The organism is Fervidibacillus halotolerans (assembly GCF_026547205.1).
Taxonomy (GTDB): Bacteria; Bacillota; Bacilli; order Bacillales; family Caldibacillaceae; genus Fervidibacillus; species Fervidibacillus halotolerans.
In genome coordinates, this window is record NZ_CP106877.1 from 1,687,361 (window position 1) to 1,712,237 (window position 24,877).

At 38.6% G+C, this 24,877-nt stretch carries 20 protein-coding genes and 2 tRNA genes; 2 read left to right on the top strand and 20 right to left on the bottom strand.

What is annotated here, in order from left to right; translation table 11 throughout:
* Window positions 1–168: 168 nt before the first annotated feature.
* The 6 genes from OE105_RS08125 to OE105_RS08150 form a co-directional block, all read right to left on the bottom strand.
* The gene (locus OE105_RS08125; RefSeq protein ID WP_275419705.1) at window positions 169–1,635 is read right to left on the bottom strand and encodes a LysM peptidoglycan-binding domain-containing protein; all 1,467 of its coding nucleotides are present in this window, start codon (window positions 1,633–1,635) and stop codon (window positions 169–171) included.
* A 396-nt stretch (window positions 1,636–2,031) separates the two neighbouring features.
* Window positions 2,032–3,324 (bottom strand): glutamate-1-semialdehyde 2,1-aminomutase, encoded by a 1,293-nt coding sequence (gene hemL, locus OE105_RS08130; RefSeq protein ID WP_275419706.1) that lies wholly within the window; start codon window positions 3,322–3,324, stop codon window positions 2,032–2,034.
* A gap of 19 nt (window positions 3,325–3,343) precedes the next feature.
* Window positions 3,344–4,348, bottom strand: a complete 1,005-nt coding sequence (gene hemB, locus OE105_RS08135; RefSeq protein WP_275419707.1) for a porphobilinogen synthase — start codon at window positions 4,346–4,348, stop codon at window positions 3,344–3,346.
* Between the two features lie 79 nt (window positions 4,349–4,427).
* Window positions 4,428–5,213 carry a uroporphyrinogen-III synthase gene (locus OE105_RS08140; protein WP_275419708.1) on the bottom strand — a complete coding sequence of 262 codons (786 nt, stop codon included), beginning with the start codon at window positions 5,211–5,213 and terminating at the stop codon, window positions 4,428–4,430.
* 24 nt (window positions 5,214–5,237) lie between these two features.
* On the bottom strand, window positions 5,238–6,167 hold the full coding sequence (gene hemC / locus OE105_RS08145; RefSeq protein ID WP_275422139.1) for a hydroxymethylbilane synthase: 930 nt from the start codon (window positions 6,165–6,167) through the stop codon (window positions 5,238–5,240).
* A gap of 68 nt (window positions 6,168–6,235) precedes the next feature.
* Window positions 6,236–6,556 carry a cytochrome c biogenesis protein CcsA gene (locus OE105_RS08150; protein ID WP_275419709.1) on the bottom strand — a complete coding sequence of 107 codons (321 nt, stop codon included), beginning with the start codon at window positions 6,554–6,556 and terminating at the stop codon, window positions 6,236–6,238.
* Window positions 6,557–6,762: 206 nt separating this feature from the next.
* On the opposite strand from OE105_RS08150, the gene OE105_RS08155 reads away from it, so the two are divergent.
* A complete protein-coding gene (locus OE105_RS08155; RefSeq protein ID WP_017550355.1) occupies window positions 6,763–8,076 on the top strand; it encodes an IS1380-like element ISBco1 family transposase in 1,314 nt (437 codons plus the stop codon).
* A 189-nt stretch (window positions 8,077–8,265) separates the two neighbouring features.
* Here OE105_RS08155 and OE105_RS08160 read toward each other — a convergent pair whose 3' ends face one another.
* Together OE105_RS08160 and hemA are read right to left on the bottom strand one after the other, a co-directional pair.
* On the bottom strand, window positions 8,266–8,739 hold the full coding sequence (locus OE105_RS08160; protein WP_275419710.1) for a HemX family protein: 474 nt from the start codon (window positions 8,737–8,739) through the stop codon (window positions 8,266–8,268).
* A gap of 104 nt (window positions 8,740–8,843) precedes the next feature.
* Entirely contained in the window at window positions 8,844–10,202 is a 1,359-nt protein-coding gene (hemA, locus tag OE105_RS08165) for a glutamyl-tRNA reductase (RefSeq protein WP_275422140.1), read from the bottom strand.
* A gap of 228 nt (window positions 10,203–10,430) precedes the next feature.
* Between hemA and OE105_RS08170 the strand changes: the two genes are divergently transcribed.
* Window positions 10,431–10,910, top strand: coding sequence for a hypothetical protein (locus OE105_RS08170; protein WP_275419711.1), 480 nt, complete (start codon window positions 10,431–10,433; stop codon window positions 10,908–10,910).
* Between the two features lie 359 nt (window positions 10,911–11,269).
* Here the strand turns inward: OE105_RS08170 and yihA are convergent, their stop codons facing one another.
* The 12 genes from yihA to OE105_RS08235 form a co-directional block, all read right to left on the bottom strand.
* Window positions 11,270–11,875, bottom strand: coding sequence for a ribosome biogenesis GTP-binding protein YihA/YsxC (gene yihA / locus OE105_RS08175; protein ID WP_275419712.1), 606 nt, complete (start codon window positions 11,873–11,875; stop codon window positions 11,270–11,272).
* Window positions 11,865–14,195: an endopeptidase La gene (gene lon, locus OE105_RS08180; RefSeq protein WP_275419713.1), complete on the bottom strand. Its 2,331-nt coding sequence runs from the start codon at window positions 14,193–14,195 to the stop codon at window positions 11,865–11,867. Before lon ends, yihA begins: the two co-directional genes overlap by 11 nt.
* A gap of 336 nt (window positions 14,196–14,531) precedes the next feature.
* Window positions 14,532–16,199, bottom strand: coding sequence for an ATP-dependent protease LonB (gene lonB, locus OE105_RS08185; RefSeq protein ID WP_275419714.1), 1,668 nt, complete (start codon window positions 16,197–16,199; stop codon window positions 14,532–14,534).
* 193 nt (window positions 16,200–16,392) lie between these two features.
* Window positions 16,393–17,655 (bottom strand): ATP-dependent protease ATP-binding subunit ClpX, encoded by a 1,263-nt coding sequence (clpX, locus tag OE105_RS08190; protein WP_275419715.1) that lies wholly within the window; start codon window positions 17,653–17,655, stop codon window positions 16,393–16,395.
* Between the two features lie 298 nt (window positions 17,656–17,953).
* Entirely contained in the window at window positions 17,954–19,240 is a 1,287-nt protein-coding gene (gene tig, locus OE105_RS08195; RefSeq protein ID WP_275419716.1) for a trigger factor, read from the bottom strand.
* Between the two features lie 199 nt (window positions 19,241–19,439).
* Window positions 19,440–20,420 (bottom strand): tetratricopeptide repeat protein, encoded by a 981-nt coding sequence (locus OE105_RS08200; RefSeq protein ID WP_275419717.1) that lies wholly within the window; start codon window positions 20,418–20,420, stop codon window positions 19,440–19,442.
* Window positions 20,421–20,564: 144 nt separating this feature from the next.
* Window positions 20,565–20,638, bottom strand: a tRNA-Arg gene (locus tag OE105_RS08205).
* Between the two features lie 723 nt (window positions 20,639–21,361).
* Window positions 21,362–21,435 (bottom strand) — tRNA-Arg (locus OE105_RS08215).
* Window positions 21,436–21,611: 176 nt separating this feature from the next.
* Window positions 21,612–22,115, bottom strand: coding sequence for a metallophosphoesterase family protein (locus tag OE105_RS08220; protein ID WP_275419718.1), 504 nt, complete (start codon window positions 22,113–22,115; stop codon window positions 21,612–21,614).
* Window positions 22,112–22,726 (bottom strand): XTP/dITP diphosphatase, encoded by a 615-nt coding sequence (locus OE105_RS08225; protein WP_275419719.1) that lies wholly within the window; start codon window positions 22,724–22,726, stop codon window positions 22,112–22,114. Before OE105_RS08225 ends, OE105_RS08220 begins: the two co-directional genes overlap by 4 nt.
* Window positions 22,727–22,803: 77 nt before the next feature.
* Window positions 22,804–23,556, bottom strand: coding sequence for a ribonuclease PH (gene rph / locus OE105_RS08230; protein WP_275419720.1), 753 nt, complete (start codon window positions 23,554–23,556; stop codon window positions 22,804–22,806).
* A 109-nt stretch (window positions 23,557–23,665) separates the two neighbouring features.
* Window positions 23,666–24,712: a GerMN domain-containing protein gene (locus OE105_RS08235; RefSeq protein ID WP_275419721.1), complete on the bottom strand. Its 1,047-nt coding sequence runs from the start codon at window positions 24,710–24,712 to the stop codon at window positions 23,666–23,668.
* Between the last annotated feature and the right edge of the window lie 165 nt (window positions 24,713–24,877).

The following is a 24,877-nucleotide window of genomic DNA, read 5'->3' on the forward strand; positions in this document are numbered from 1 at the left end:
ATCCCACCTGTTTGTTGAAGTCGATATTTTCCGATGTAAAAACGGTTTGTTTCATGCGATACATAATAAAAAAAAGGCCATTCGATTAGCCTTGTATCGGCCTTCGAATACCACTTTTCATCCGTTAATTCATTTATATGGAGGATCCATTTTTATTTTTAAGATTGATCAGTCGTCCGAATGGACAACCTTTTCATTTTGCGGTATGAATAATACTTGCCCTTCATACACTTCGTGTTGAGTATCTAAACGATTCATGCGCAATAATTGGGAAATTTGTATATCATATTTTTCCGCAATATCGCTTAACTGATCATCTTCCTGTACGATGTAAACGGTCATACGAGTAGATTTCGGCTCTTCCTTTCTCGCAAAATATTCGGTTAACGATATTGGCTTTTCTTCCCCGTTTGTATTTTCCTGGGATTGATAATGGATGTTTTTGTCTTCCCGATCATCTCTATGTTCTTTATCTTGACCCATCGGTTCCTCTAATTTGGAATCATTCATTTCGTCTACCATTCCCGTCCTTTCTTCTGACGTGCGGGAATCATTTGAGGCAGTTGAACGAAAGGCCATCTGTTTTTCCAAATCTTTACCTTGGACGGTGTCTTCGTGCCAAAATTGTTCTAAATCCCTCTGGGAGATCATATCCCCCCGGCTACTTCCAACAAGTTCGAGATTTTCCTTTTTCTCCCCTTTTTCCTGAATTCCATCACTGTATACCGGATCTTTATCTTCCTTTGGAACATCGGCTCTTTCCTTCGATGCATATCCTTTATCCTCTAACTCCCCTTTGTTTGTATCCAATATATCGTTTGATTCCATCGCTTTTTCCGTAACCAGATTTTCTTTTGTTTCATTTGCCAATGATTGATGTTCAATTTTCCGTTCTTTTTTCTCAACCTTTTTTTCCTGTGCATGTTCAATCGAATCCAACGTTAACTCTTCAATCTCATCGGTCGAATGAGGAAAAATTTGAATGGGGATTTGTTCATGGGGTTCACTGACATCTTCTGACTTCTCCCGCTTCGTTGCTTCAACACTTATATCGAATGGTTCCTCTTCTAAATCTTCCAAAGGGGATAGTGAGGGTTCTGTTTCAGGTCTATTGTAATATTGTTCGTTTTCCATAAAATCACTCGTCCATTCCTCATCCGTATCCCTTACGTTCGTTTCTTCCAAATCATTCGTTGGGATTTCATTATAAACACCTGTTACTAAAAGATCCGTTGAAACTTGCAAACAATTATTTTCCACGATACGATAATCGAACATATCAATGAGAAGATCGATTTCATCTATGTTCTTTACCCTCGTCTTCGGAATGGTTATATCAACTGGGAAATGGTAAGAAAATTCACATATTCCCTCATCCCTCGTCTCTAATACATTGGCAAATTTTTGCCCGGTAAAGGATAATGTTTCGTCCTGTTCATCCGATGGTTCTGCCGATTTGTATTCTCCATGAAGATCGAGGGAACCTTGAATCGTTATGAAATGGTTTAATTCTTGAATCGTCACATTCGGTTCCAGAGATAAATTAATGAGTTCTTGAATTTCATCCCCCTTTCGAAACCATACCGTCTCTTCCAACGAAAATTTTAATGTCATCGGTCTATTCGTATTTGTCATGGTCTCCCCCTTCCATTTCTAAAAAGCCCAATATTTCTGTCAATTTCTTTCTAACTTAATACAATGTATGATTTTCTTTTATAATTTATGAAGAAAACCTTGTTTACCCTTATTGATGGATTGCATGATTTTCTGAATAAAAAACAGGACTGTCCAAAATGAACAGTCCCTTTCTTCGTAAATGAAATTCGATTGTTTTCATTTCGGTGGCGACGCATTCCGAATACGCAGCCTACCTTTTCCACTCGCTAGCTCGTCTGCGAGATGTTCGGTTCGTACTGTTCCCACTGGATTCCGCCACTTTTCCTTTCATCAACAATGGGTTTGGTCGGACAATTCCGGTTTGTCTCCTTAACGTAGATTTTCCGTCTAACGAAAAGTGGACTGGATCGTTTTTTACCTAGACTGGGCAATTTTTTGAAACGCGACCTCAGCACTTCGAATTGTTTTTTCAATCAGTTCATCGGTATGGGCGGTGGATAAAAACAACCCTTCAAATTGTGACGGAGGAAGGAAAATGCCTTGATCTGCCATCGCCCGATAATAGTCGGCAAACAATGTTAAATCGGATGTTTTTGCACTTTCATAGTTAACGACAGGTTGATCCGTAAAGAAAATGCCAATCATTGATCCAGCACGATTCACTGTGAGTGGAATATCATATTTTTCAGCAGCCTTCCGGAAGCCTTTTTCCAATTTTTCCCCTTTACGACGAAATTGCTCATAATCTTCTTTTGTCAACTGGCGTAACGTTTCGTATCCAGCCGTCATCGCCAAAGGATTACCGGATAAAGTCCCCGCTTGATAAACAGGACCACTGGGGGCTACTTTTTCCATGATTTCCGCTTTTCCACCATAGGCTCCAACTGGCAAGCCACCGCCAATCACTTTTCCTAAACAAGTAAGGTCAGGTGTAATTTGATATAATCCTTGGGCACTCGCATAATCGGCACGGAATCCAGTCATCACTTCGTCAAATATTAATAACGAACCATAATGCTCCGTAACTTCCCTTAACCCTTCGAGAAATCCTTGAATTGGTGGTACAACACCCATATTTCCAGCAATCGGTTCGACAATAACGGCTGCGATATCATCTCCATATTTTTCGAAGGCAATTTTCACACGTTCCAAATCATTATAAGGTACGGTAATCGTATTTCTTGCTGTGCTTTCCGGTACACCTGGACTATCGGGAAGTCCGAGGGTCGCCACGCCAGATCCTGCTTTAATTAAAAGGGAATCCCCATGTCCGTGGTAACAGCCCTCGAATTTGACGATTTTATTTCGACCGGTATAGCCCCTTGCCAGTCTCAATGCACTCATCGTCGCTTCCGTACCCGAGTTGACCATCCGAATCATTTCTATCGAAGGCACCCTCTCCATTACGAGACGGGCGAGTTTGCTTTCAATAACCGTCGGTGCACCGAAGCTCGTCCCCACTTCTACTACTTCTTTTAAACGTTCTACGACTTTATCATTTGCGTGACCGAGGATGAGCGGACCCCAAGAGAGAACGTAGTCGATATATTCATTGCCATCAATATCGTATATTTTTGCACCTTTTCCCCGTTCCATAAAAATGGGATTCATCCCGACAGCACGGAAGGCACGTACTGGACTATTTACGCCCCCCGGCATCAATTGAACAGCTTCTTCATAAGCTCGTTTCGATCGTTCATATCCCATGTCTATTCCCTCATTTCTATTATGCTTTTTTTCCTTGTTTTAAGGAGGATTCATTTAACCATTTAGCTACGTCCTTTGCAAAATACGTAATGATTAAATCTGCTCCTGCCCGTTTGAACCCAGTCAATAATTCCATAACGATTTGTTTTTCGTCGATCCAACCGTTTAAGGCGGCCGCCTTTACCATCGAGTATTCACCACTTACATTATAGGCAACAATAGGTAGGTGAAAAGCGTTTTTCACATCGCGAATGATGTCCATATACGGCATCCCCGGTTTTACAATGAGAAAATCGGCACCTTCCTCCACGTCTGCCTCCGCTTCCCGTAACGCTTCTAATCGATTGGCTGGATCCATTTGATACGTTTTTCGATCTCCGAATTGGGGAGCACTATCGGCAGCATCTCGAAACGGTCCATAAAAGGCTGAAGCATATTTAACCGCATACGACATAATTGGAACGTACGAAAAGCCATTATTATCGAGTCCTTTCCGAATGGCTTTTACAAATCCGTCCATCATATTAGATGGAGCGATAATATCCGCACCAGCCTTCGCTTGACTAATTGCCGTTTTCACGTGTAATTGTAACGATGGATCATTGGCAACTTCTCCATCGATGATCAATCCACAATGGCCGTGATCCGTATATTCGCAAAGACAAGTATCGGCAATGACAAGCATTTCAGGAACTTCCGATTTAATTAATTGAATCGCTTTTTGTACGATTCCATTTTCATCATAGGCACCCGATCCGACATGGTCCTTTTCGTTCGGAATACCAAATAGTAATACAGCTTTAATACCGAGGGTTTGTAACTCTCGAATTTCATCCGCTAAATAATCGAGGGAAATTTGTTCAATTCCAGGCATGGACGGTACTGGATTTCGAATTTTTTCTCCTTCAACAACGAAAAGTGGATAAATGAGGTCATCTGTGCTCAAATGATTTTCCCGAACTAAATCCCGCATGAAAGCATTTTTCCGAAGGCGCCGATGCCTTTTAAAGTCAATTTCTTCCATGTTCGTTCCTCCCTGTGACTAATCGATTTCCACCTTGTAATAAAGATGTGAATGATTATACGTTTCTTCCATTAAGCGTTTACTTTTTATTGAAAAAAGCATGAATCTCCCTTATTAATCCTTCTATAGTAAATTCATCTGGACAAATATGGACGGGCATTCCGTAAGATTCCAATGCCTCTTTTGTCACTGGTCCGATTGAGGCAATCCACTTTCCATGGATTTGTTCCAGCTTTCCATTTTCCGATAAAATATTCCAAAAATGTTCCACAGTGGATGGACTTGTGAAAATGAGTACACCATCATCTAATTGGGACATTTTTTCCAACAGGCCTTTTCGATTTTCCTCAGGGAAAACCGTCTCATAAATGATTAGTTCATCGACAAAAGCTCCTAATTGGTTAAGTTCATCGCGGACAATTGACTTGGCTAAATTCCCTTTAATTACGCAAATTTTCATTCCCTGTCGAATAAAAGTTTTCATATCTTCTGCTAGTGTTTTACCGGTAAAATGTTTAGGAATAAAATCGACTCGGATTCCCCTTTCCTCTAAATATTTACTCGTTTTTTTTCCAACGGCAGCCACATTTATTTGCTTAGGAATGGAAAGATGATGTTTCTCTACATATTCGAGGAAAAATTTCACCCCGTTTTGACTTGTAAACACAAGCCAGTCATATTTTGAAAGTTGTTGTAAATACATCTGTTCACGTTTCGTCAATTCTCTCTTTCGAAACGAAATCAAGGGAACGAGAATTGGATTTGCTCCATAGTTTTTTAACCCTTCGATTAATGAATTGGCTTGTGAAGGGTCTCTCATAATCAAACAGTTTTTTCCTTCCAACGTCCCCTTTCTTATTGCCAATGTATCGCACCCCCTATACTTCCATCAGCCTTCGATTTGACGTAAAACGTTTGCAATCAATTCCTTAGCTCCCCGTTCACTAAGTCGACTCGCCGCCTGTCGACCTAATGATTCAGGATCTGTTCCTGAAACGTTCTCTTTGTATATCGTTTGTCCATCAGGGGATGCAACGAAAGCGGTCAATTCTAACTCGCCACTTTCCGATCGGGTTGCATGTCCGCCAATCGGTATTTGACAACTACCTTCCATTTCTCCTAAAAAAGTCCGTTCCGCTCGTACAGCTCGATTTGTATCCGGGCAATTAATCCGATCTAGCCATTTTCGAAGATCCAAATCATCCTCACGACATTCGATGGCTAATGCGCCTTGACCGACTGCTGGAATAAATCGAGAAAGGGGTAAGTAGTCCAAATTTTGTTCTTCCAATCCAAGCCGTTTTAACCCTGCAGCAGCTAAAATTATTCCATCATAATCGTTTCCTTTTAATTTTTTTAATCGGGTATCAATATTTCCCCGAATCCATTTAATATGGATGTCCGGTCGATGAACTAACAATTGGGCTTTTCTACGTAAACTACTCGTTCCGATAACCGAACCCTTGGGCAATTCATCCAGCGATTGGCCACTTTTTGTAATTAACACATCCCGAGGGTCTTCCCGTTCAGGAACAGCACCGATGACAAGTCCTTCAGGTAAAATCGCTGGCATATCCTTCATACTATGTACAGCGAAATCGATCTCTTTATTCAATAGGGCATGTTCGATTTCCTTTACAAACAAGCCCTTCCCCCCAACCTTCGACAACGTAACGTTTAATATTTGATCCCCTTTCGTCACAATTTCCTTTATTTCAAATTGGAAAGGGGCGCCAATTTGTTTGAGTTTTTCGATCACCCATTTCGTTTGGGTTCGCGCCAATTTGCTCCGTCTTGTTCCGACGATTATTTTTCTCATCTTCTTCTCCATTTTCTCTTTCCCCTCAAGTTTATTAAAATTCGATCATAGCTTTGAACAGATCTATTTTAAGAATACCAAATATGAAAATTCGAGAATTTTCCTAGCAGGAAGAAATTAATTAAAACGACTAAAAAGGCGGCCCAGTTCCAAAAGGCAAAACGGATACCATTTAATTTTTTATGCATGTTTTGATATAAAATCCAACTGTATACAAGGAGGATGCAAAAGGATCCGATAATTTTCCAATCAATAAGATCGATATCAGGAATTTTAATAAACGCCCATTGCAAACCGAGAATCAATCCTATTAATAATAGGGGAATTCCTAAAAAATTAAAAATGGACGACAGCTTTTCTAAACGGTTCAAGTCACCTAAGCGCCACAATCGTTTTTTCCAGATTTTTCGCTTCAGCAAACGATACTGGAAATAATATACCTGAATTATTCACAGAAATTCAGAAACTTATTATAACTTATGGATTACCAAGCCTTTTCGGCTTTATTGTAATTCATTAAAAAAATGAAAAAAGAATCCATTTCTGTTAAAGTTAAAGTAACCAAAACAAAAACCAAACAGAAAGGACTCTTTATATGGTTACTTTAACGCAAAAAACACTTGATTTCAATCATAAAATTAAATTGTCAAATGATGGAGGTTCTCTTTCCTCCGATACAGGTGAGTTTCTTTTTAGAGAATTCGATGAAAAAATTGGTTTTTCAAAGACTTTAGTTAAGTACTTGAGACTTAACGATTCAAGGAAATATTATCTTCATTCAAATGAAAACTTGTTACGTCAAAAAGTCTATCAAATCATTGCCGGGTATGCGGAAGATGATGCGGCTGATCAGTTGACTCATGATCCTGTGTTTAAGGAAATCATTGAAACTCCAACACTTGCTTCCCAGCCCAGTTTGTCTCGCTTTTATACACGATTTGATAAAGATTCAATTGAACAATTAAATCTGGCTAACCAAGAAATGCTTGATAAGATTCATTGTTTTCGACAATCGAAAGAGTTATTTATCGACTTGGATTCGACTCATTCGGATACATATGGGGACCAAGAATCTTCGTCATATAATACTCATTATGGCACGATGGGTTTTCATCCATTAGTCGCCTTTGATGGTGCGACTGGTGACTTTTTGAAAGCACAACTCCGTCCCGGAAATGTTTATACATCAAATGGTGTGGTGGAATTTATTCGGCCTCTCATTAAACATTATAACGAAATGTTTCCGGAAACTACCCTGTTTCTTCGTGGAGATAGCGGGTTTGCTGTTCCGGGATTATACGATCTGTGTGAAGAAGAATCTGTTTTGTATATTATTCGGTTGAAATCGAATTCACAACTACAAAGTTTAGCGAAGGAATACCATCCTTCTTCCGCACCTTTAGATGTTTCCAAGACGGAAACCTATTATGAAGAAACGATTTACCAAGCAAAATCATGGTCAAAACCAAGAAGGGTGATTATTCAATCGGTACGTCCTGCAGGTGAGCTGTTCTTTACCCATTCCTTTTTTGTTACTAACTTTGAATTAGCTTTTCCTCAAGATATCGTCCGAGCTTATCAAAAAAGAGGGACGATGGAAAACTATATCAAAGAAGCAAAAAATGGCTTTTACTTTGATCATATGAATAGCCACGCTTTTCTAGTGAACGAAGTAAAAATGATGTTAACACTTCTTGCATATAATTTGACCAATTGGTTACGAACTCTTTGTTTTCCGGAAGGTCAAAAAACTATGCAAATTGATACGATACGTACTCGGTTAATTAAAGCGGCAAGTAAAGTCGTGAAATCAGGCAGATCCCTTTACTTCAAACTATCATCGAGTTTTGTGTATCAAAATTTCTTTTGGGATGTACTGAATCGAATTCAAAAACTACAATTGGAATGACCAATAGAATACTTCTCATAACTGAAAAAAATAAATTTTTCAGTCAAGGGGGAAGTATGCCCAAAATACCAGAGTTGTTCTATTGAAAATTCAGTTATTTTATGAATTGGCTACGGTTCTTAATTAAATACCGTTATTTTCAACTAATTTAACAAATTTTATCAAATGGGATTTGTAGCTATGAATATTTCAGGAATATAATATGGAAAACATCGATGAAACGGAAAAAGATGCATATGCCATTAAGGACAATGTTATATGAAGGAACAATGCATCCGAAGCAAAACCCTCAGCTAAAACATTGGATGACCAACGAAAGGGCGCAGCACTAAAAATGACGATTAAAATGAAACCGAAAACATTCGTAAAAAACACGAGGAACGGGATGTTTAAATATCGATTAACAAAAAGGGAAAGGGTAATAAGAACCCATACATAAAAATAAATTCCTTCATAGATCGTCAAAATCGGAAAGCGATTCAACGTATTCATATAGACGATCAGCAGAGAGGTTTGCACGAGCCAGACGGCAAAGAGAAAAATATATGCAAATCGATTAGCCCTCCTGCTATGAAAAAGAAAATCGTAAAAATAGAAACATATACTCAGTGCATAAAGAATCAACATCCATTCATGCAATCGTAAAAGGATCTGTTCACCCATCGGACAAACTCCTTATTGAACGTAAATTTCAAAATGGAGCGGGTACATAAAAAAGGCCCGATTAGGCGGACCTGCTCCAATCCATTTTGTCTCCATCCGATTTTTTATAAGAAATGTTTACGGGTCATAAATTCGGTGGATGCAACATCTTGCTTTCGATGATGGTCCTTCACTGGTTGCTTGATCCATTCATCTTCCCCTTGTTTTAAGTCGAAAATATGTTTAAAGCAATTCAGCGCATCTTCCCCATTCGGTTTGGAAGCGAGTTCTTTAATTTGTACAATCGGATCCTTTAATAATTGGTTCACAATGCTTTTCATATGCTTTCCGATTACTTTTTTCTCCCGTTCACTTAAGTCGGGAAGTTTCTTTTCCAAACTATCCATCGTTTGTTTTTGAATAGTAAATGCCTTTTCCCGTAACGATGCAATTAACGGAACGACATCAAGGGTGTTAAACCATTTGTTAAAATTTAAAGTGGCATCTTCTACCATTTCTTCAATCTGGATAGCTGCACGTTCCCTTTCAGAAATATTCGCTTCTACAATTCCTTCCAAATCGTCAATATCGTAAAGAAAAACGGAAGAAAATTCGTTAATGCGAGGATCGATATCCCTAGGAACGGCAATATCTACGAAAAACATCGGTTTTTGATTATTTAATTTCACTAATTTTTCCACCAACGGTTTCGTAATGATATAATCCTTTGCACCGGTAGAGCTGATAACGATATCCGCATCGAAAAGACGTTTTTCAAATTCGTCAAAGGTACATGCATGGGCAGCGAATTTTTCAGCAACTTTCAAGGCAGTTTCATAGGTCCGATTCATGATCGTAATGTCGGATGCGCCACTACTTTGTAAATTTTTTAACGCCAATTCACCCATTTTCCCCGCACCAATGACTAAAACTTTCTTATTCGACAAATTTCCGAAAATCTTCTTCGCCAATTCGACTGCAGCATAACTGACGGAAACGGGATGATCGGCAATTTCCGTTTCCGAATGGGCCTTCTTTGCGACCGTAACTGCATCTTTAAACAATTGATTGAATATCGTATTTGTTACACCGATTTTTTGAGCTCGAAGAAAACTCAATTTTACTTGCCCTAAAATTTGTGTTTCACCTAAAATCATCGAATCTAATCCACAGGTAACCCGAAATAGATGTTTCACTAACTCGTCATTTTCATAAATGTATAAATATGGTTCGAATGATTCCTTTCGTATTTGAAACCAATCTTCTAAAAACTGTTTAATTTCCTGTTTTCCAGTGTGAAGTTGCTCCACCACCGCATAAACCTCTGTTCGATTACAAGTGGAAATAATAACATTTTCCAAAATGCTTTTCGAATCGTTCAGCTCCAGCATCCCATCTTCTAAATGAGTTTCTTGAAATGACAATCGTTCTCGAATTTCAACCGGGGCTGTTTTATAATTGAGGCCGACGACGATCAATTGCAAATTGGACACCCCTTCTTACCCCTCAGTTCTTTGATCATTCGTTCTTCCCAGAATAATTGAATATGAAAAAATTGATATGGTATGATTAACCATGTTAGAGAAAAATAAGAAATTAAAAAGATTATCCTTTAATAATTAGTACAATAGAAATCTATTTTTACCGTAACAAAAAAGGTTCGAGGTTGCAAGTTATTAAATTGTAACAAATTCGTGAAAAGAGGGTGTTTGATGAAAAGGCTGCGAATTTTTCCAGGTATTGTTTTAATTGGATTTGGGTTATATGCTATTTTACAAGATTTTTTGGCACCTTCTCCTTTATTCCATTGGCCTAGCCTGTTGATCATTATCGGAATTGCCTTTTTGTTCCAAGCATATGCTGGCAAAGAATACGGTTTTATTATACCGTCGATCTTATTCATTGGCCTAGGCGTTCATTTTCATATCGTAACCATATTCGATATTCAATTGGACCATTTCGGAGTCATTCTACTATTCATCGCTTTAGGTTTTTTTCTTCAACAACAAAAAACCCACGCAGGGGCGATGTACGCTTGGTTATTTATTTTTTTAGCACTTTTTCAATTATTTTCTATGAATATTTTTAATTGGTTCGGCTCCGTCGAACGAAAACTGATGGATTTTTATTCCCTTTGGCCGATTGTGGTCATCTTGATCGGTTTATATTTATTTATTTTTAAACGAAATTAATCGATCGATTGAAAAAGTGGAATGGTTGTTTGGGTATTATAATCTTCAGTAGTTATCTTTTGATTGCTCATAAAAAATCGTCCTTTCTGTAACATTCGATTGGTTGCCGAATAATCTACTAGATTGGACGATTTTTTTGTGCTCTTTTTTAATCAAATTCCAGGGAAAATCGATTGATGAAAGGGAAGGAACGGGCTACTTCTTATGGAACAAGACGAACCGAAAACCTTACAGACGAATTTCCGTGTCGAGGACCCTTAAGTCCGTACCTGCGGAAAACGCCACAACCGAAATGAAATCTACTTTATTTCATTTACGAAGAAAGGGGCTGTACTTTTAAACTGCCCCTTCTTCCCATCCTATTCATTTGAAAAATGTTCTTCACCGATCCATTTTTCTAGTTCTCGCCACGCCTCCTCTTTCCCAATCCCCTTTTCCGAAGAAAATAGAACGATTGGGTCAGAAGGGGATAAGTTGAGCGTTTCTTTCACAATGTTTAAATGTTTATTCCATTTACCACGGGGAATTTTATCCGCCTTCGTAGCAATGATAAGAACTGGAATTTGATAATGTTTTAAAAAATCGTACATCAACCGATCGTCTTCTGTCGGGGGATGACGAAGATCAACGATGATGACCACTCCCTTTAATTGGGGTCTCTCCATTAAATATTTTTCAATCATCTTCCCCCAAGATTCCCTTTGTTTTTTCGATACTTTCGCATAACCATAACCGGGAACATCTACGAAATAAAATTGATCGTTAATTAAATAGAAATTCAATGTTTGGGTTTTTCCTGGTTTTGAAGACGTTCGTGCCAGGCTTTTTCTACCGATCAATGTATTAATAAAGGAAGATTTCCCCACATTCGATCGGCCGGCAAGTGCAATTTCAGGTAAATTCCCGCTCGGATATTGTTCGCTCGATACTGCACTAATTATAAATTGGGCATTTTTAATCTTCATTGAATTCACCTGCTATCGCATGTTGTAACACTTCATCCATATGGGAGACGGGAACGAAAGTCAGGCTATTTTTCACACTTTCAGGAATATCATCTAAATCCTTTTCATTCTCCTTTGGAAAAATGATTTTCGTCAATCCCGCTCGATGGGCACTTAATGTTTTTTCCTTCAATCCGCCAATTGGCAAAACCCGTCCACGTAATGTAATTTCTCCGGTCATTCCAACTTCCCTTCGAACCGGCTTTCCAGAAAGGGCGGAAACTAAAGCGGTGGCGATTGTAATTCCTGCTGAGGGACCATCTTTCGGAACAGCACCTTCTGGGACATGTATGTGAATGTCATACTTTTCGTGGAAATCCTTTTCGATTCCTAATTTTTCAGAAATGGAACGAACGTAACTAAAGGCCGCTTGAGCCGATTCTTTCATAACATCCCCTAACTTCCCTGTCAACACTAATTTTCCTTTTCCAGGGACGGGGGCGACTTCAATTTGTAACGTATCACCACCGAATACTGTATATGCGAGTCCCGTTGCGACCCCAATTTGATCGTTCGATTCCTTTTGTCCATATCGGTATAATTTTTTCCCTAAAAATTCTTCTAATTTTTTCTCTGTTACGATCACTCTTTTTTTCTCTTCAGATGTAATGATTCGGGCTGTTTTTCGGCAAATCGAGGCGATTTTCCGTTCTAATTCCCGTACTCCTGCTTCCCTCGTATAATATCGAATAATCGCCATAATCGCGTCATCTCGAATTTGTAATTGGCTCTTTTTTAAGCCATGTTCTTCAATTTGTTTTATAATCAAATAGTCTTTAGCAATATGTAATTTTTCAATTTCCGTATAGCCGGCAATTGATATAATCTCCATACGGTCCCTGAGGGGAATAGGAATCGTCGATAAATCGTTTGCCGTTGCGATAAACATGACCTTTGATAAGTCATACGGTTCTTCAATATAATGATCACTAAAGTTTTTATTTTGCTCAGGATCTAGCACTTCCAAAAGAGCAGCGGACGGATCTCCTCGAAAATCAGAAGACATTTTGTCGATTTCATCTAAAAGGAAAACAGGATTAATCGTTCCTGCTTTTTTCATCCCTTGAATAATTCTCCCCGGCATCGCGCCGACATACGTACGCCTATGTCCACGAATTTCTGATTCATCCCGAACCCCACCTAAAGAAATGCGAACGAATTTACGTTTCAATGATCTGGCGATAGATCTTGCCAAACTAGTTTTTCCAACTCCAGGCGGACCAACTAAACAAAGGATTGGACCTTTCATTGAATTTGTTAATTTTTGGACGGCTAAATATTCTAATACCCGTTCCTTTACTTTTTCCAAACCGTAATGATCTTCATTTAAAATTCGTTCCGCCCGTTGAATATTTAAATCATCCGTCGTCGATTTAGACCAAGGCAAGGCGATTAACCAATCGATATAATTTCGGATTACGGCACTTTCTGCAGATGTATTCGGTATTTTTTCGTAACGGTCCAACTCTTTCAAAGCCGTTTCATAGACATGTTTCGGCATTTTCGCTTCTTTTAATTTTTTCTTTAAATTTTCAACTTCTCCTGTTTTTCCTTCCTTCTCACCGAGTTCCTTTTGAATCGCCTTCATTTGTTCCCTTAAAAAATATTCCTTTTGGGTCCTCTCCATTGAACGCTTAACTCGCTGTCCAATTTTCTTTTCGAGTTGTAAAACTTCCTTCTCATTATTTAATATTGTAATAATACGATTCATACGTTCTTTTACATCAATCGTTTCCAATATTGCTTGCTTTTCTTTTATCTTCAAAGGCAGGTGGGAAGCGATGAGGTCAGCAAGTCTGCCCGGTTCTTCGATATCTTGGACGGTGGCGAATGTCTCTGCGGATATTTTTTTCGAAATTTTTATGTATTGGTGGAAAAAATCCAACATCGTGCGAATCAGTGCTTCTTTTTCCAAATCCTTCGTGTTGTCATCCTCAAATGTTTTTACGATAACGGAATAGTACGTGCCTTTATCGATGATTTTTTCGATTTTTGCCCGTTTTAATCCTTCGACGAGGACGCGAATCGTACCGTTTGGAAGTTTTAACATTTGTTTTACTTGGGCAACGGTTCCCATATGGTATATATCATCTTCATCCGGTTCTTCAACAGTCGCATCTTTTTGAGCGGTCAAAAAAATGAAATGTTCATCTAACATCGCTTTTTCTAACGCATGAACTGACCTTTCTCTCCCGACATCAAGGTGCAATACCATCGTTGGAAAGACAAGTAAGCCTCGAAGCGGTAGGAGGGGAATGGTTTTTACATCCTCTTCACTCATCCGAAAAACCTCCGTTCTTAAATATTAAGCAATTTATCCGCATGTGTTCCATCACCAACCGGCCCATTCCCTCATCGTAAAAAATCCCCTATCCGTAAACGAATACCACGTAAAACCCCAATCCTGGGAAAATGAAATGAACAAAATCGTTTTTTTCATGGATCGATAGAATAGGTGTTTTTAAAAATTTTAACGTATTTATTTAGGGCTGTCTAATCTTAACCTTCGGACTTCCTTTATTATGACAGGTTTTTATGAAAATGAGAAGTAGATCGATGGGACAAATAACCGTTAAATGGTCAAAAACCCAAGTAATATACCGATTAAACGAAGGATTTATAAACTCTCCTTTTGTTGGTATGGATAAGTAAAGGTAGATGACTGATCCTTTTTTTCATTTTTTATCAAGGATCTATCAAAGACTTCTTTAATATGCGAAACCGGTATAATCTCGATATGTTCCATTTGTTGAATCATCGTTTCTAAATTATCCTTTGGGATGAGAACCGCCTTTGCACCTGCTTTTTTTGCCGCCTTTATTTTCGCATAAATACCACCGACCGGTTTTACCTTTCCGTGGATACTAATCTCACCTGTCATGGCAACCGAATTTCGAACCGGTAATTTATAAATTGCCGAATAAATTCCCGTCGCAATGGCAATGCCCGCAGAAGGTCCGTCGATGGGAATGCCACCTGGAAAATTGACATGGATATCATATTCATCCGCCGGTACCCCAAAGGATCGTAAAATGGTAATCACATTTTCGATTGAACCTTTTGCCATGCTTTTTCTTCGAATGGATTTACTTCGATCCCCAATGCTTTCTTCTTCAACGATCCCCGTTATATTAATAGATCCTTTTTCTTCAGCAGGAATGGCAGTCACTTCTATTTCCAATAACGTCCCGTTATTTGGACCGAAGACAGCCAGTCCATTAACGAGACCGATCGTCGGTTTTTCTGCAATTTTCTGTTTTATACGAGGGGTTAGTTGGCTCGTATGAATAATCCATTCGATATCTTCATCCTTGATAACCTTTCGATTTTCTGTTATAGCAATACCTGCTGCAATTTGGATAATATTGACTGCTTCCCTTCCATTTTTCGCATACATGGATAGTTTATCGAGTCCTTGATCGCTAATTTGTAATTTCACTTTTTCCGTAGCTCTTTTAGCAACTTGACGAATTTCATCTTCATCCAGCTCTCGGAAAAACACTTCCATACAACGGGAACGAATAGCAGGAGGGATTTCTTCCGGTTGTCTCGTCGTCGCCCCGATGAGACGAAAATCCGCAGGCAATCCGTTTTGAAAAATATCGTGAATAAAATTTGGAATTTGCGTATTTTCTTCACTATAATAGGCGCTTTCTAAAATGACTTTTCGATCTTCCAATACTTTTAACAATTTATTCATTTGAATCGGATGTAATTCACCGATTTCATCGATAAACAAAACACCCCCATGGGCATTCGTTACAGCCCCTTGTTTCGGTTGGGGTATACCCGCTTGCCCCATCGCACCTGCTCCTTGATAAATCGGATCGTGGACAGAGCCGATTAGCGGGTCTGCAATCCCCCGTTCATCGAAACGGGCGGTCGTAGCATCGATTTCTACAAATTTGGCATCTTCTTTGAAAGGGGATTGGTCCATTTTTTTTGCCTCTTCCAAAACGAGACGTGCCGCAGCCGTTTTTCCAACGCCGGGAGGACCATAAATAATTACGTGCTGAGGATTTGGTCCACAAAGTCCTGCGCGCAATGCTTTTATACCATCTTCTTGACCGATAATATCGGAAAAACTCATCGGTCTCACCCTTTCTGCCAAGGGTTCCGTCAATTGAATCGAGCGCATTTTTTGTAAATTTTCAATTTCCTTTCGTGATTCCCGATCGATGGAAATTCGTTGGGAACGTTGATTTTTTAATAAATTCCAGAAATACAAACCGATAATCGTCCCGAAAAGTAGTTGTATGATTAACACGATCCCTGTTAAATTCATCATCATCCCCTCCATTTTCTGTGTTCTGTACCGTTTTATTATCTCCCTATTTCGACGGGAATAAACGGTTCCTTTTTAAAAGGAGGGGATGATCGTGTACGGGGATAAAAAAAGAAGCAATCAAATATGACTGCTCCTTTTTAAGCATCTAATTACGTAAAATCATTCGATTTTCGTCTTAATAATTACATCGTTATGCGGAATTCTTTTTTTTCTGGTCGATAATCGTTCCATCTTTCAGTACGAGGATCGGTTGCATATTTTCCGCAACACATTCTTTCGTAATAATACATTTTGAAATATCTTCCCTCGACGGCAATTCGAACATGACATCGAGCATAATATCTTCCACGATCGATCGCAATCCTCGAGCACCTGTTTTTCTTTCAATCGCTTTTCGGGCAATTTCCCTCAGTGCCTCTTCTTTAAACTCTAGTTGGACTTCATCCAATTCCAACAATTTTTCAAATTGTTTTACAAGGGCATTTTTCGGTTTCGTTAATATTTGCATCATCGCTTCTTCGTCTAATTTTTCCAAAGTTGTTATGACAGGAAGGCGACCGATAAATTCTGGGATCAAACCGAATTGCAACAAGTCTTCCGGAAGGACTTTCGATAAAAGATCCTTTTCATCCGCTTCCTTCGTATATTCCGAACCGAAACCGATCACTTTCCGACCTAAACGGCGCTTAATAATCGTTTCCAATCCGTCGAATGCTCCACCAACAATAAATAAAATATTCGTCGTATCAATTTGGATAAATTCTTGATGAGGATGTTTTCGTCCTCCTTGTGGCGGAACACTGGCCACTGTCCCTTCCAATATTTTCAACAGTGCCTGTTGAACACCTTCACCGGATACATCACGAGTTATGGATGGATTTTCCGATTTACGTGCAATTTTATCAATTTCATCGATATAAATAATCCCTTTTTCAGCTCGTTCCACATCATAGTCGGCAGCTTGAATCAATTTTAGTAAAATATTTTCCACATCTTCCCCAACATATCCAGCTTCCGTCAAAGAGGTGGCATCGGCTATGGCGAAGGGAACGTTTAAAATTCGGGCCAAGGTTTGAGCAAGTAAGGTTTTCCCGCTCCCTGTCGGTCCAATTAAACAAATATTACTCTTGGCCAACTCAACATCATCGATTTTATTTTTTGAATTGATCCGTTTGTAATGGTTGTAGACGGCCACAGCCAACGCTTTTTTCGCATTGTTTTGGCCGATTACATATTCATCCAATATTTCTTGAATTTCTTTCGGTTTCGGAACATCCTTAAATTCAACTTCCTCTTCCGTTCCTAACTCCTCTTCGATAATCTCGTTACAAAGTTCAATGCATTCATCACATATATAAACGCCCGGACCGGCTACGAGTTTCCGTACTTGCTCTTGGGATTTCCCGCAAAAGGAACATTTCAATTGTCCCTTTTCTTCATTAAATTTAAACAAAATCGTCACCCCTTAAAAATGTAATTTTCATACGATAACACAAGGGTCGTAAAACAAACGATGCGACACATATATTATGTAATGGAATTGTAGCATATTCCTTGATAAAAATGAAAATAAAATGATTGAATCATCTTATATGGGTAGATATGGAAAAACATTTATTTTGTAAATCATTCGTATGTATCGACTATTATTATATGCTCAATGAACATATTTGATAAAACAAGGCACGAAAGGAATCGCGCCTTGTTTTTATTCGGACACATCGTCTGTTTCCATTTTTTATTCGTAAAAATTAAGCAACTGTTTTGCTCGTATCAACAAGTAATTGAACCGCCTTGTTCATTTTGATTTCATCTTTTAATTGATCTAAAGAACCTAAAATTTGTTTTAACTGATCAACAGGTAATTTATACATTTCGGACATTTTTTGTAGTTCTTCTTCCACTTCTTCATCCGTTACTTCAATATTTTCTGCCTTTACAATTGCTTCCAATGTCAAGGTGACGCGAACGCGTTTTTCCGCATCTTTACGCATATTTTCTTTCAAGTCATCGACACTTTGCCCGGTAAGTTGGGTGTAAAGTTCAAGATTTAATCCTTGTTGTTGCAATTGTTGTTCATATTCACGAACCATTCGATCCACTTCATTGTCGATCATCACTTCTGGAATATCAATTTCAGCATTTTCAGATGCTTTTTCTAAAACCGCATTTTCCCGTTTATGCTTTGCATCATGTTCTTTTTGGTCGATTAACCGTTTTTTAATTTTTTCTTTCAATGCATCCAATGTTTCCACTTCATCGTCCACATCGACAGCAAAATCATCATCCAATTCCGGAAGTTGCATCGTTTTTACTTCATGCACTTTTACTTTAAATAATGCATCTTTTCCTGCTAATTCTTCGGCATGATATTCTTCTGGGAACGTAACCTTTACATCCTTTTCATCCCCAGCTTTCACGCCGACTAATTGTTCTTCAAATCCAGGGATAAAGGATCCGGAGCCAAGTTCTAAGGAGTGATTTTCTGCCTTTCCTCCCTCAAAGGGTTCACCGTCGACAAAGCCTTCGAAATCGATGACGACCGTGTCTCCATTTTCAGCAGCTTCATCTTCTTTTACCACTAATTCCGCATGTTTCTTTTGTAAGGAACGAATTTCTTCTTCCACTTCTTCATCGGTTACTTCCGTATCGAATTTTTCCACTTCAATTCCTTTGTACTCGCCTAATTTCACTTCCGGTTTTACGGTTACTACAGCAGTAAAAATTAAATCTTTTCCCTTTTCGATTTGGTCGATATCCACTTCAGGTTGACTTACAGGCTCGATTTTCGTTTCTTCAACAGCCTTCTCATACGCATCTGGTAAAATGATATCCAATGCATCTTGATAAAGGGATTCAACACCAAAACGTTGTTCAAAAATTGGACGTGGTACCCTTCCTTTACGGAATCCTGGCACGGATACCTTTTTTACCACTTTTTTAAATGCTTGATCCAAAGCTTTGTTAAATGTTTCCGCATCCACTTCAACCGTTAATTTTACCCGGTTGTCTTCTAATTTTTCCCATTTTGCAGACATTCCGTTTCCCTCCAACATCTATTGATCATAAATCTTTGTTCTTATAATGAATGTATTACCCGCCCTTTAAAAGGTTCCCAAATAGGATTTTGGGCTCATTTCAGGCAAAAAAATGTAAGAACATATATTTCAACCATATCATTATAACATAGGATTTCATTGTTTCAATACAATTACATGCAAATCCATACAAAAGCATTTATATCTCAAGGTGAAATGTGTCTTCAACTTCCAAAACAAATCGGATTGCATGTGCTAATTCAGAGTTTTCCATTTGAATAGGCTCTTGACTCTCCCCCCCTAAATAGTGATTTACAACGGATGCGATAGCTTCCGACCAAAGGGTAGGATTTGAAAATTGTTGTTCTAACGGATAAACATTAAAAAAGAACCGATCAGCTAGCGTTAAACAATAGTCCATAAACACTGGGTTTTGATGGGAAAATTGCTTTTCAATCTCTTTTTTGACGGAAATGATAAAGGGGACTTCCCCAACTGTATAATAGTAGGCAGGGTTTACAATGACTTCCTTTCCATATTTGTGTACAAGGAAGTTGTGATTCGTACGATATGTAGTCAGTTGAGTTAAAAGAACCGTTTTTATAAAGGGATTCCGATCCTTCCCCTTTAAAAAGGATTCAATTTCATCCATATAAAAGGAAAGATGTTCTTCCTTAATGTTGGAAATCCGTTCAATTGTTTCGGAAAATTTACCACTGAATAAATTTAACGGAACCGGTTTCTGTTGGATAACCGGTTGATTCTTTTCCATTCTTTTGCAAAGGATGTACAATTTTTCATACTGATCGATTTTCTCAAATGGAATATGATTTTCATCCAATAATATCTGGATGATTTGGCATATTTTTTCATATTCGTTTAACTGAAAGAGGATGGATATATACATTTCCATCGTAGAAAAATAATCGCTGGAACCGTTTCTTAATAATTGTTCCACAACTTCCTTTGCCCGTTGAAAGTTTCCCATTTGACTATAAGCTGCAGCCAACAAGGACATCGTTTTCGGATTTTCTTCGTTCAGTTTTTGCGCCTGAAGCAAAAGTGAAAGGGCTTGTTGGGGATCCCCGTTTTCCATCAAAGCTATTCCCTTTTCTAAAAGCCGCTCTTCCAAATTTGGAAAAGGTATTATATTATTCGGGATATGTTTATCCTTTGTCATTTGAACCCCACACTTACTATGGATTTTTTAAAAGTGTATCATTTTTTCTATAAAAAACCAAATATTATTCTGTTCAACGTGCATAACAAATGTGGAAAATGCAAAAAAAAGCTTACCAAAAAAAGGTAAGCAATTTAATCATAGCGTCCCAGACGAGATTCGAACTCATGACCTACAGCTTAGGAGGCTGTCGCTCTATCCAGCTGAGCTACTGGGACATGTACGAATCGAGTTCCTTTTAAAGACACATTTAATTTTAACATATTTGGTCTAATTTTTGCAATAAGTTTTAAGGAGAGGATTCTACATCGTTCATCCCAAAGAAAGGAGCCTTCATTTTAGAAAAGGATTTTTGGGGAAAGTGAAAAAATGAAGCAAGTGGAGAACTACCCGTTATTTTTCCACTTGCTTTCCTCTTTTCAATTCTTTTCTGAAAGTAGCTTACAATTGCTTGTTGTTTCACGATTTTGAGGATGAATACCCACTTTTTGCATTCAACGATAATCTCGATTACGACCGATTAGGCTGAATATTCTTTATTTTCTTGAATGGTTTCCACATCTATACATGATTATTTAAACATTAACGATTGTAAATCTATTTCATTTTACAATGATTGATTTAATTCTCGAACCCTTTGAGCAATTTCACGAATACAATCTTCCGCCTGTGGATATAATCCATATTTATCGATAAAAGCATGATCCATTCCTTTATAACGAATCAAACGGATTCATTTCCGGAAAGCCTTTCCAGCAAGTACACGTATAACGACGGCATAGATCCTAAATGTACGTCATCCGTTCAAACCAATTTAATGTTTTTTTGACCAAAATTGTATGAAATCCCCAACACTTATTATAGAGCCTAAAAAAACGACTGCAAATGCAGCCGTATCCATGTTTCATACAAGTATTAACGAACTTTTCAAATAATAAAGACGTCCCAGGAGAGATTCGAACTCCCGACCGACGGCTTAGAAGGCCGTTGCTCTATCCAGCTGAGCTACTGGGACATAGATGACTTTCATCAAAGACAAGATTAATTATATTCCTTTTCCCTAATATTGTCAATATGTTTTTTTCAATTCCCGAAAGAATGGTTGGTGTTCAAAGACCTCCCTTTGAACACCCGATGAAAGGATCCTTTCTAAAAGATAATTGATCCCTCATCCTTATTTTTAAAAAGAAATTATTTATTTGGAAAATGTTTTTGAAATAGTTTTCCTTTTCCATATTCATACGTATGAACGATTTTTTCCAGGTCCGTCCATTCTAAAATCAAGTACGTTCTTTCTTTCCGCATTCTCGGTAGTCGGAGGCTACCCGGATTCAAAAATAAAATACTACTTTCCTCTTCCATACCTACGATGTGGGAATGGCCGAAACAGACGATATTTGCTCCCATTTCCATCGCTTTATACTTCAATTTGTTCAGCCCGTACTTTACATCGTACAAATGTCCGTGAGTCACGAAAATTTTCCCCATTTTCGTCTCAATGAGTCGTTCATTTGGATAATCACTTCCAAAGTCACAGTTTCCTTTTACCGTTATAAATTCACTGATTGATGGATGATCCGATGGAAGTTCTGAATCTCCGCAATGAATATAGAATTCAACATCTTGATGGGTTTTGATTAACTCATCCAATTCATGGACTAATCCGTGACTATCGCTTGTGATCAATATTTTCATCCATTTCCACCATCCCTAACCAATTCCTCTGTAAACCATCTCTTCAATTTTTGGATGGCTCGCCCCCGATGGCTGATTGTATTTTTTTCTTCGGGATCTAATTCGGCAAAGGTTTTTCCTTTGTCTGGATAGTAAAAAATTGGATCATAACCGAACCCATTCGTCCCTCTCTTTGCAGTTAAAATGATACCATTGCAAACGCCTTCTACGGTAAATGTTTGTTCTTCCGGAATGGTCACTGCAATGGTACATCGAAACTGGGCTGTGCGATCTTCAAAGGGGACATCTTTCATTTCATGTAAAACCTTTTCAATATTGTCGTTATCATTTTTATTTTCTCCTGCATAACGGGCAGAATAAACTCCTGGTCTTCCATCTAGGGCATCAATGGTCAATCCGGAATCATCGGCGATCACGGGTCTTTGCAACAATTTTGCAATCCCTTCTGCTTTTAAAATCGCATTTTCTCTAAAGGTTTTTCCCGTTTCCTCAATATCCGGTGCATTCGGAAAATCAAGCAACGTTTTCACTTGAATGCCATATGGATCAAAAATTTTCTTAAACTCCTTCGCTTTTCCTGGGTTTTTCGTTGCAATGATGATTTCTTTCATTTTTATTCCCCCGATCGTCACCATCTTAGCTTATCGATTTGGCAAATTTTAACCGTATATTTCGATGATCAGAAAAATCAGGTCAAATGTTGACCGATTTTTTCCGCAATTGGTCCGAGTGCATCCCTTTGAATTTGAATTAATTGTTGGATGCCACTTTTCGCGAGTTCCAACAATTCCAATAACTGTTCATGGGTAAAGGTCGATTGTTCACCTGTTCCTTGAATTTCCACAAATCGTTCAGAAGCAGTCATGACGACATTCATATCCACATTCGCTTGAGAATCCTCAGAATAATTTAAATCGAGAATCGTTCCGTGTTCTTCCATAATGCCTACACTCGTTGCTGCTAAAAAGTCGGTAAGAGGAAATTTTTCCAACTTATGTTCTTCGTAATGTTTATTCAGCGCCAATGCAAGGGCGACATATGCGGCAGTAATCGAGGCGGTTCTCGTTCCTCCATCCGCTTGAATCACATCGCAGTCGATCCAAATCGTTTTCTCACCGATGGAATTTAAATCTACAACCGCCCGTAATGACCGACCGATCAATCGTTGAATTTCCATCGTTCTTCCGGAAATTTTCCCTTTGGAAGATTCCCGTATATTTCGTTGCTCAGTGGCACGGGGCAACATGGCATATTCAGCTGTAATCCATCCTTTTCCCGAATTCCGCATAAAAGGGGGAACCTTGTCATCAATCGATGCGGTACAAATGATTTTCGTATCCCCTTGTTCAATAAACACTGAGCCTTCAGGATGCTTTAAATAGTCTGTAATAATGTGAACCGGTCTTAATTCATTTTCCTTTCTTCCATCAATTCGTGCCAAAAGTAACACTCCTTTATCACTTGTCCCCAGTAAAAATATAAAAAATGAATAAGAGGCGGCTTACTGCCCACCCCTCTTCCAACAGTATTAGTATATCAAATTTTCATCGTTAAAAACTACTGGCGTTTACAATTTTCGGACGAGAAACCGGTAATGTCAGTGGTTCTCCCTCCTGAGTGACAAGATTCGTCTCTCCCTTTACTTGGACGGACACACTTTCGATCCCTTCTTCTTCTGTTAAGGATAAAACGATCGTATCCAAAACGGGGCTTGTAATTAATTTTTTATCGTAACTTCCTAAAATATTTTCGTTAAAATTCACTGTCACAACGCCGTCATTCATTATTGGATCTTCCAGCAATTGCACATCCGGCATTAATAAGGTAAATAGTTCCGATTTCATATCCGGTCCTTTAATCAATTCTTCGATAATCGCCCTTGCCTTATCTTCCCTTTTATTGCTAATCCTTTTCGTAACGGGAACATAATAATAATTTTCATCCGTCTGGGCGACGTAATAAACCGTTATCGGATACGTATTCGTCACATCCACTACCGGTTCATTTTGAAAATTGATTCCACTCTTCCTAGATAGTAATGGTTGAATCGGTGTTTTATTTACAGGCATTTCTGTTATCTCCGTACCATTGATTTGAAGCTTTACTGCATCGACCGTTTCAAACTGCGTCATCGTCCATGTCACCGATTGGAGAATTCTCAGTTCATCCTCTGGTGCATACTCTTTAAATTCCTTGGAAAAATCGATTGTAGCGATTCCATCTTTTATGTCGATGGACATTTCTGTGCCCGCAGGTAAAACGGCCCGAAAATCATCCGGTAATAAATTGGTAATTGGTCCACCTTCCACTAAATATTCCAACGCTTGCTTTGCCACACTTTCCGTGATCGGCAGTGAAAAGGTTTTCGGAACAACATAACCGTTTTTATCGATTAAATAGAGCTCAGTTTGTACGGAAGTTGATTGTTCACTTTCATTTTCCTCCAATTGACCCTCATTTTCTTCTAAACCAATTTCTTCCTCATAGTTCACCGTCTCAGGCGGATCTATCTCTTCCTTGCCACTTAATCCAAAGCAACCACTTAAAATAAGCGGGAACAAAAGGAAGACAAATAAAATCCACGTCCACTTCCTCACCGTTACTCCCTCCCCGTCAGTCTGTACTACTATATGTATACGAGCCTACGGGGAAAATAGACCGTACGAAGAAAAAAAATTGGACAACTAGAGGAACAAAAAAGTAAGCATATCGTATGTACAAATGGTTGATCCACCATTTTCAATATGTCACATAACAACCTT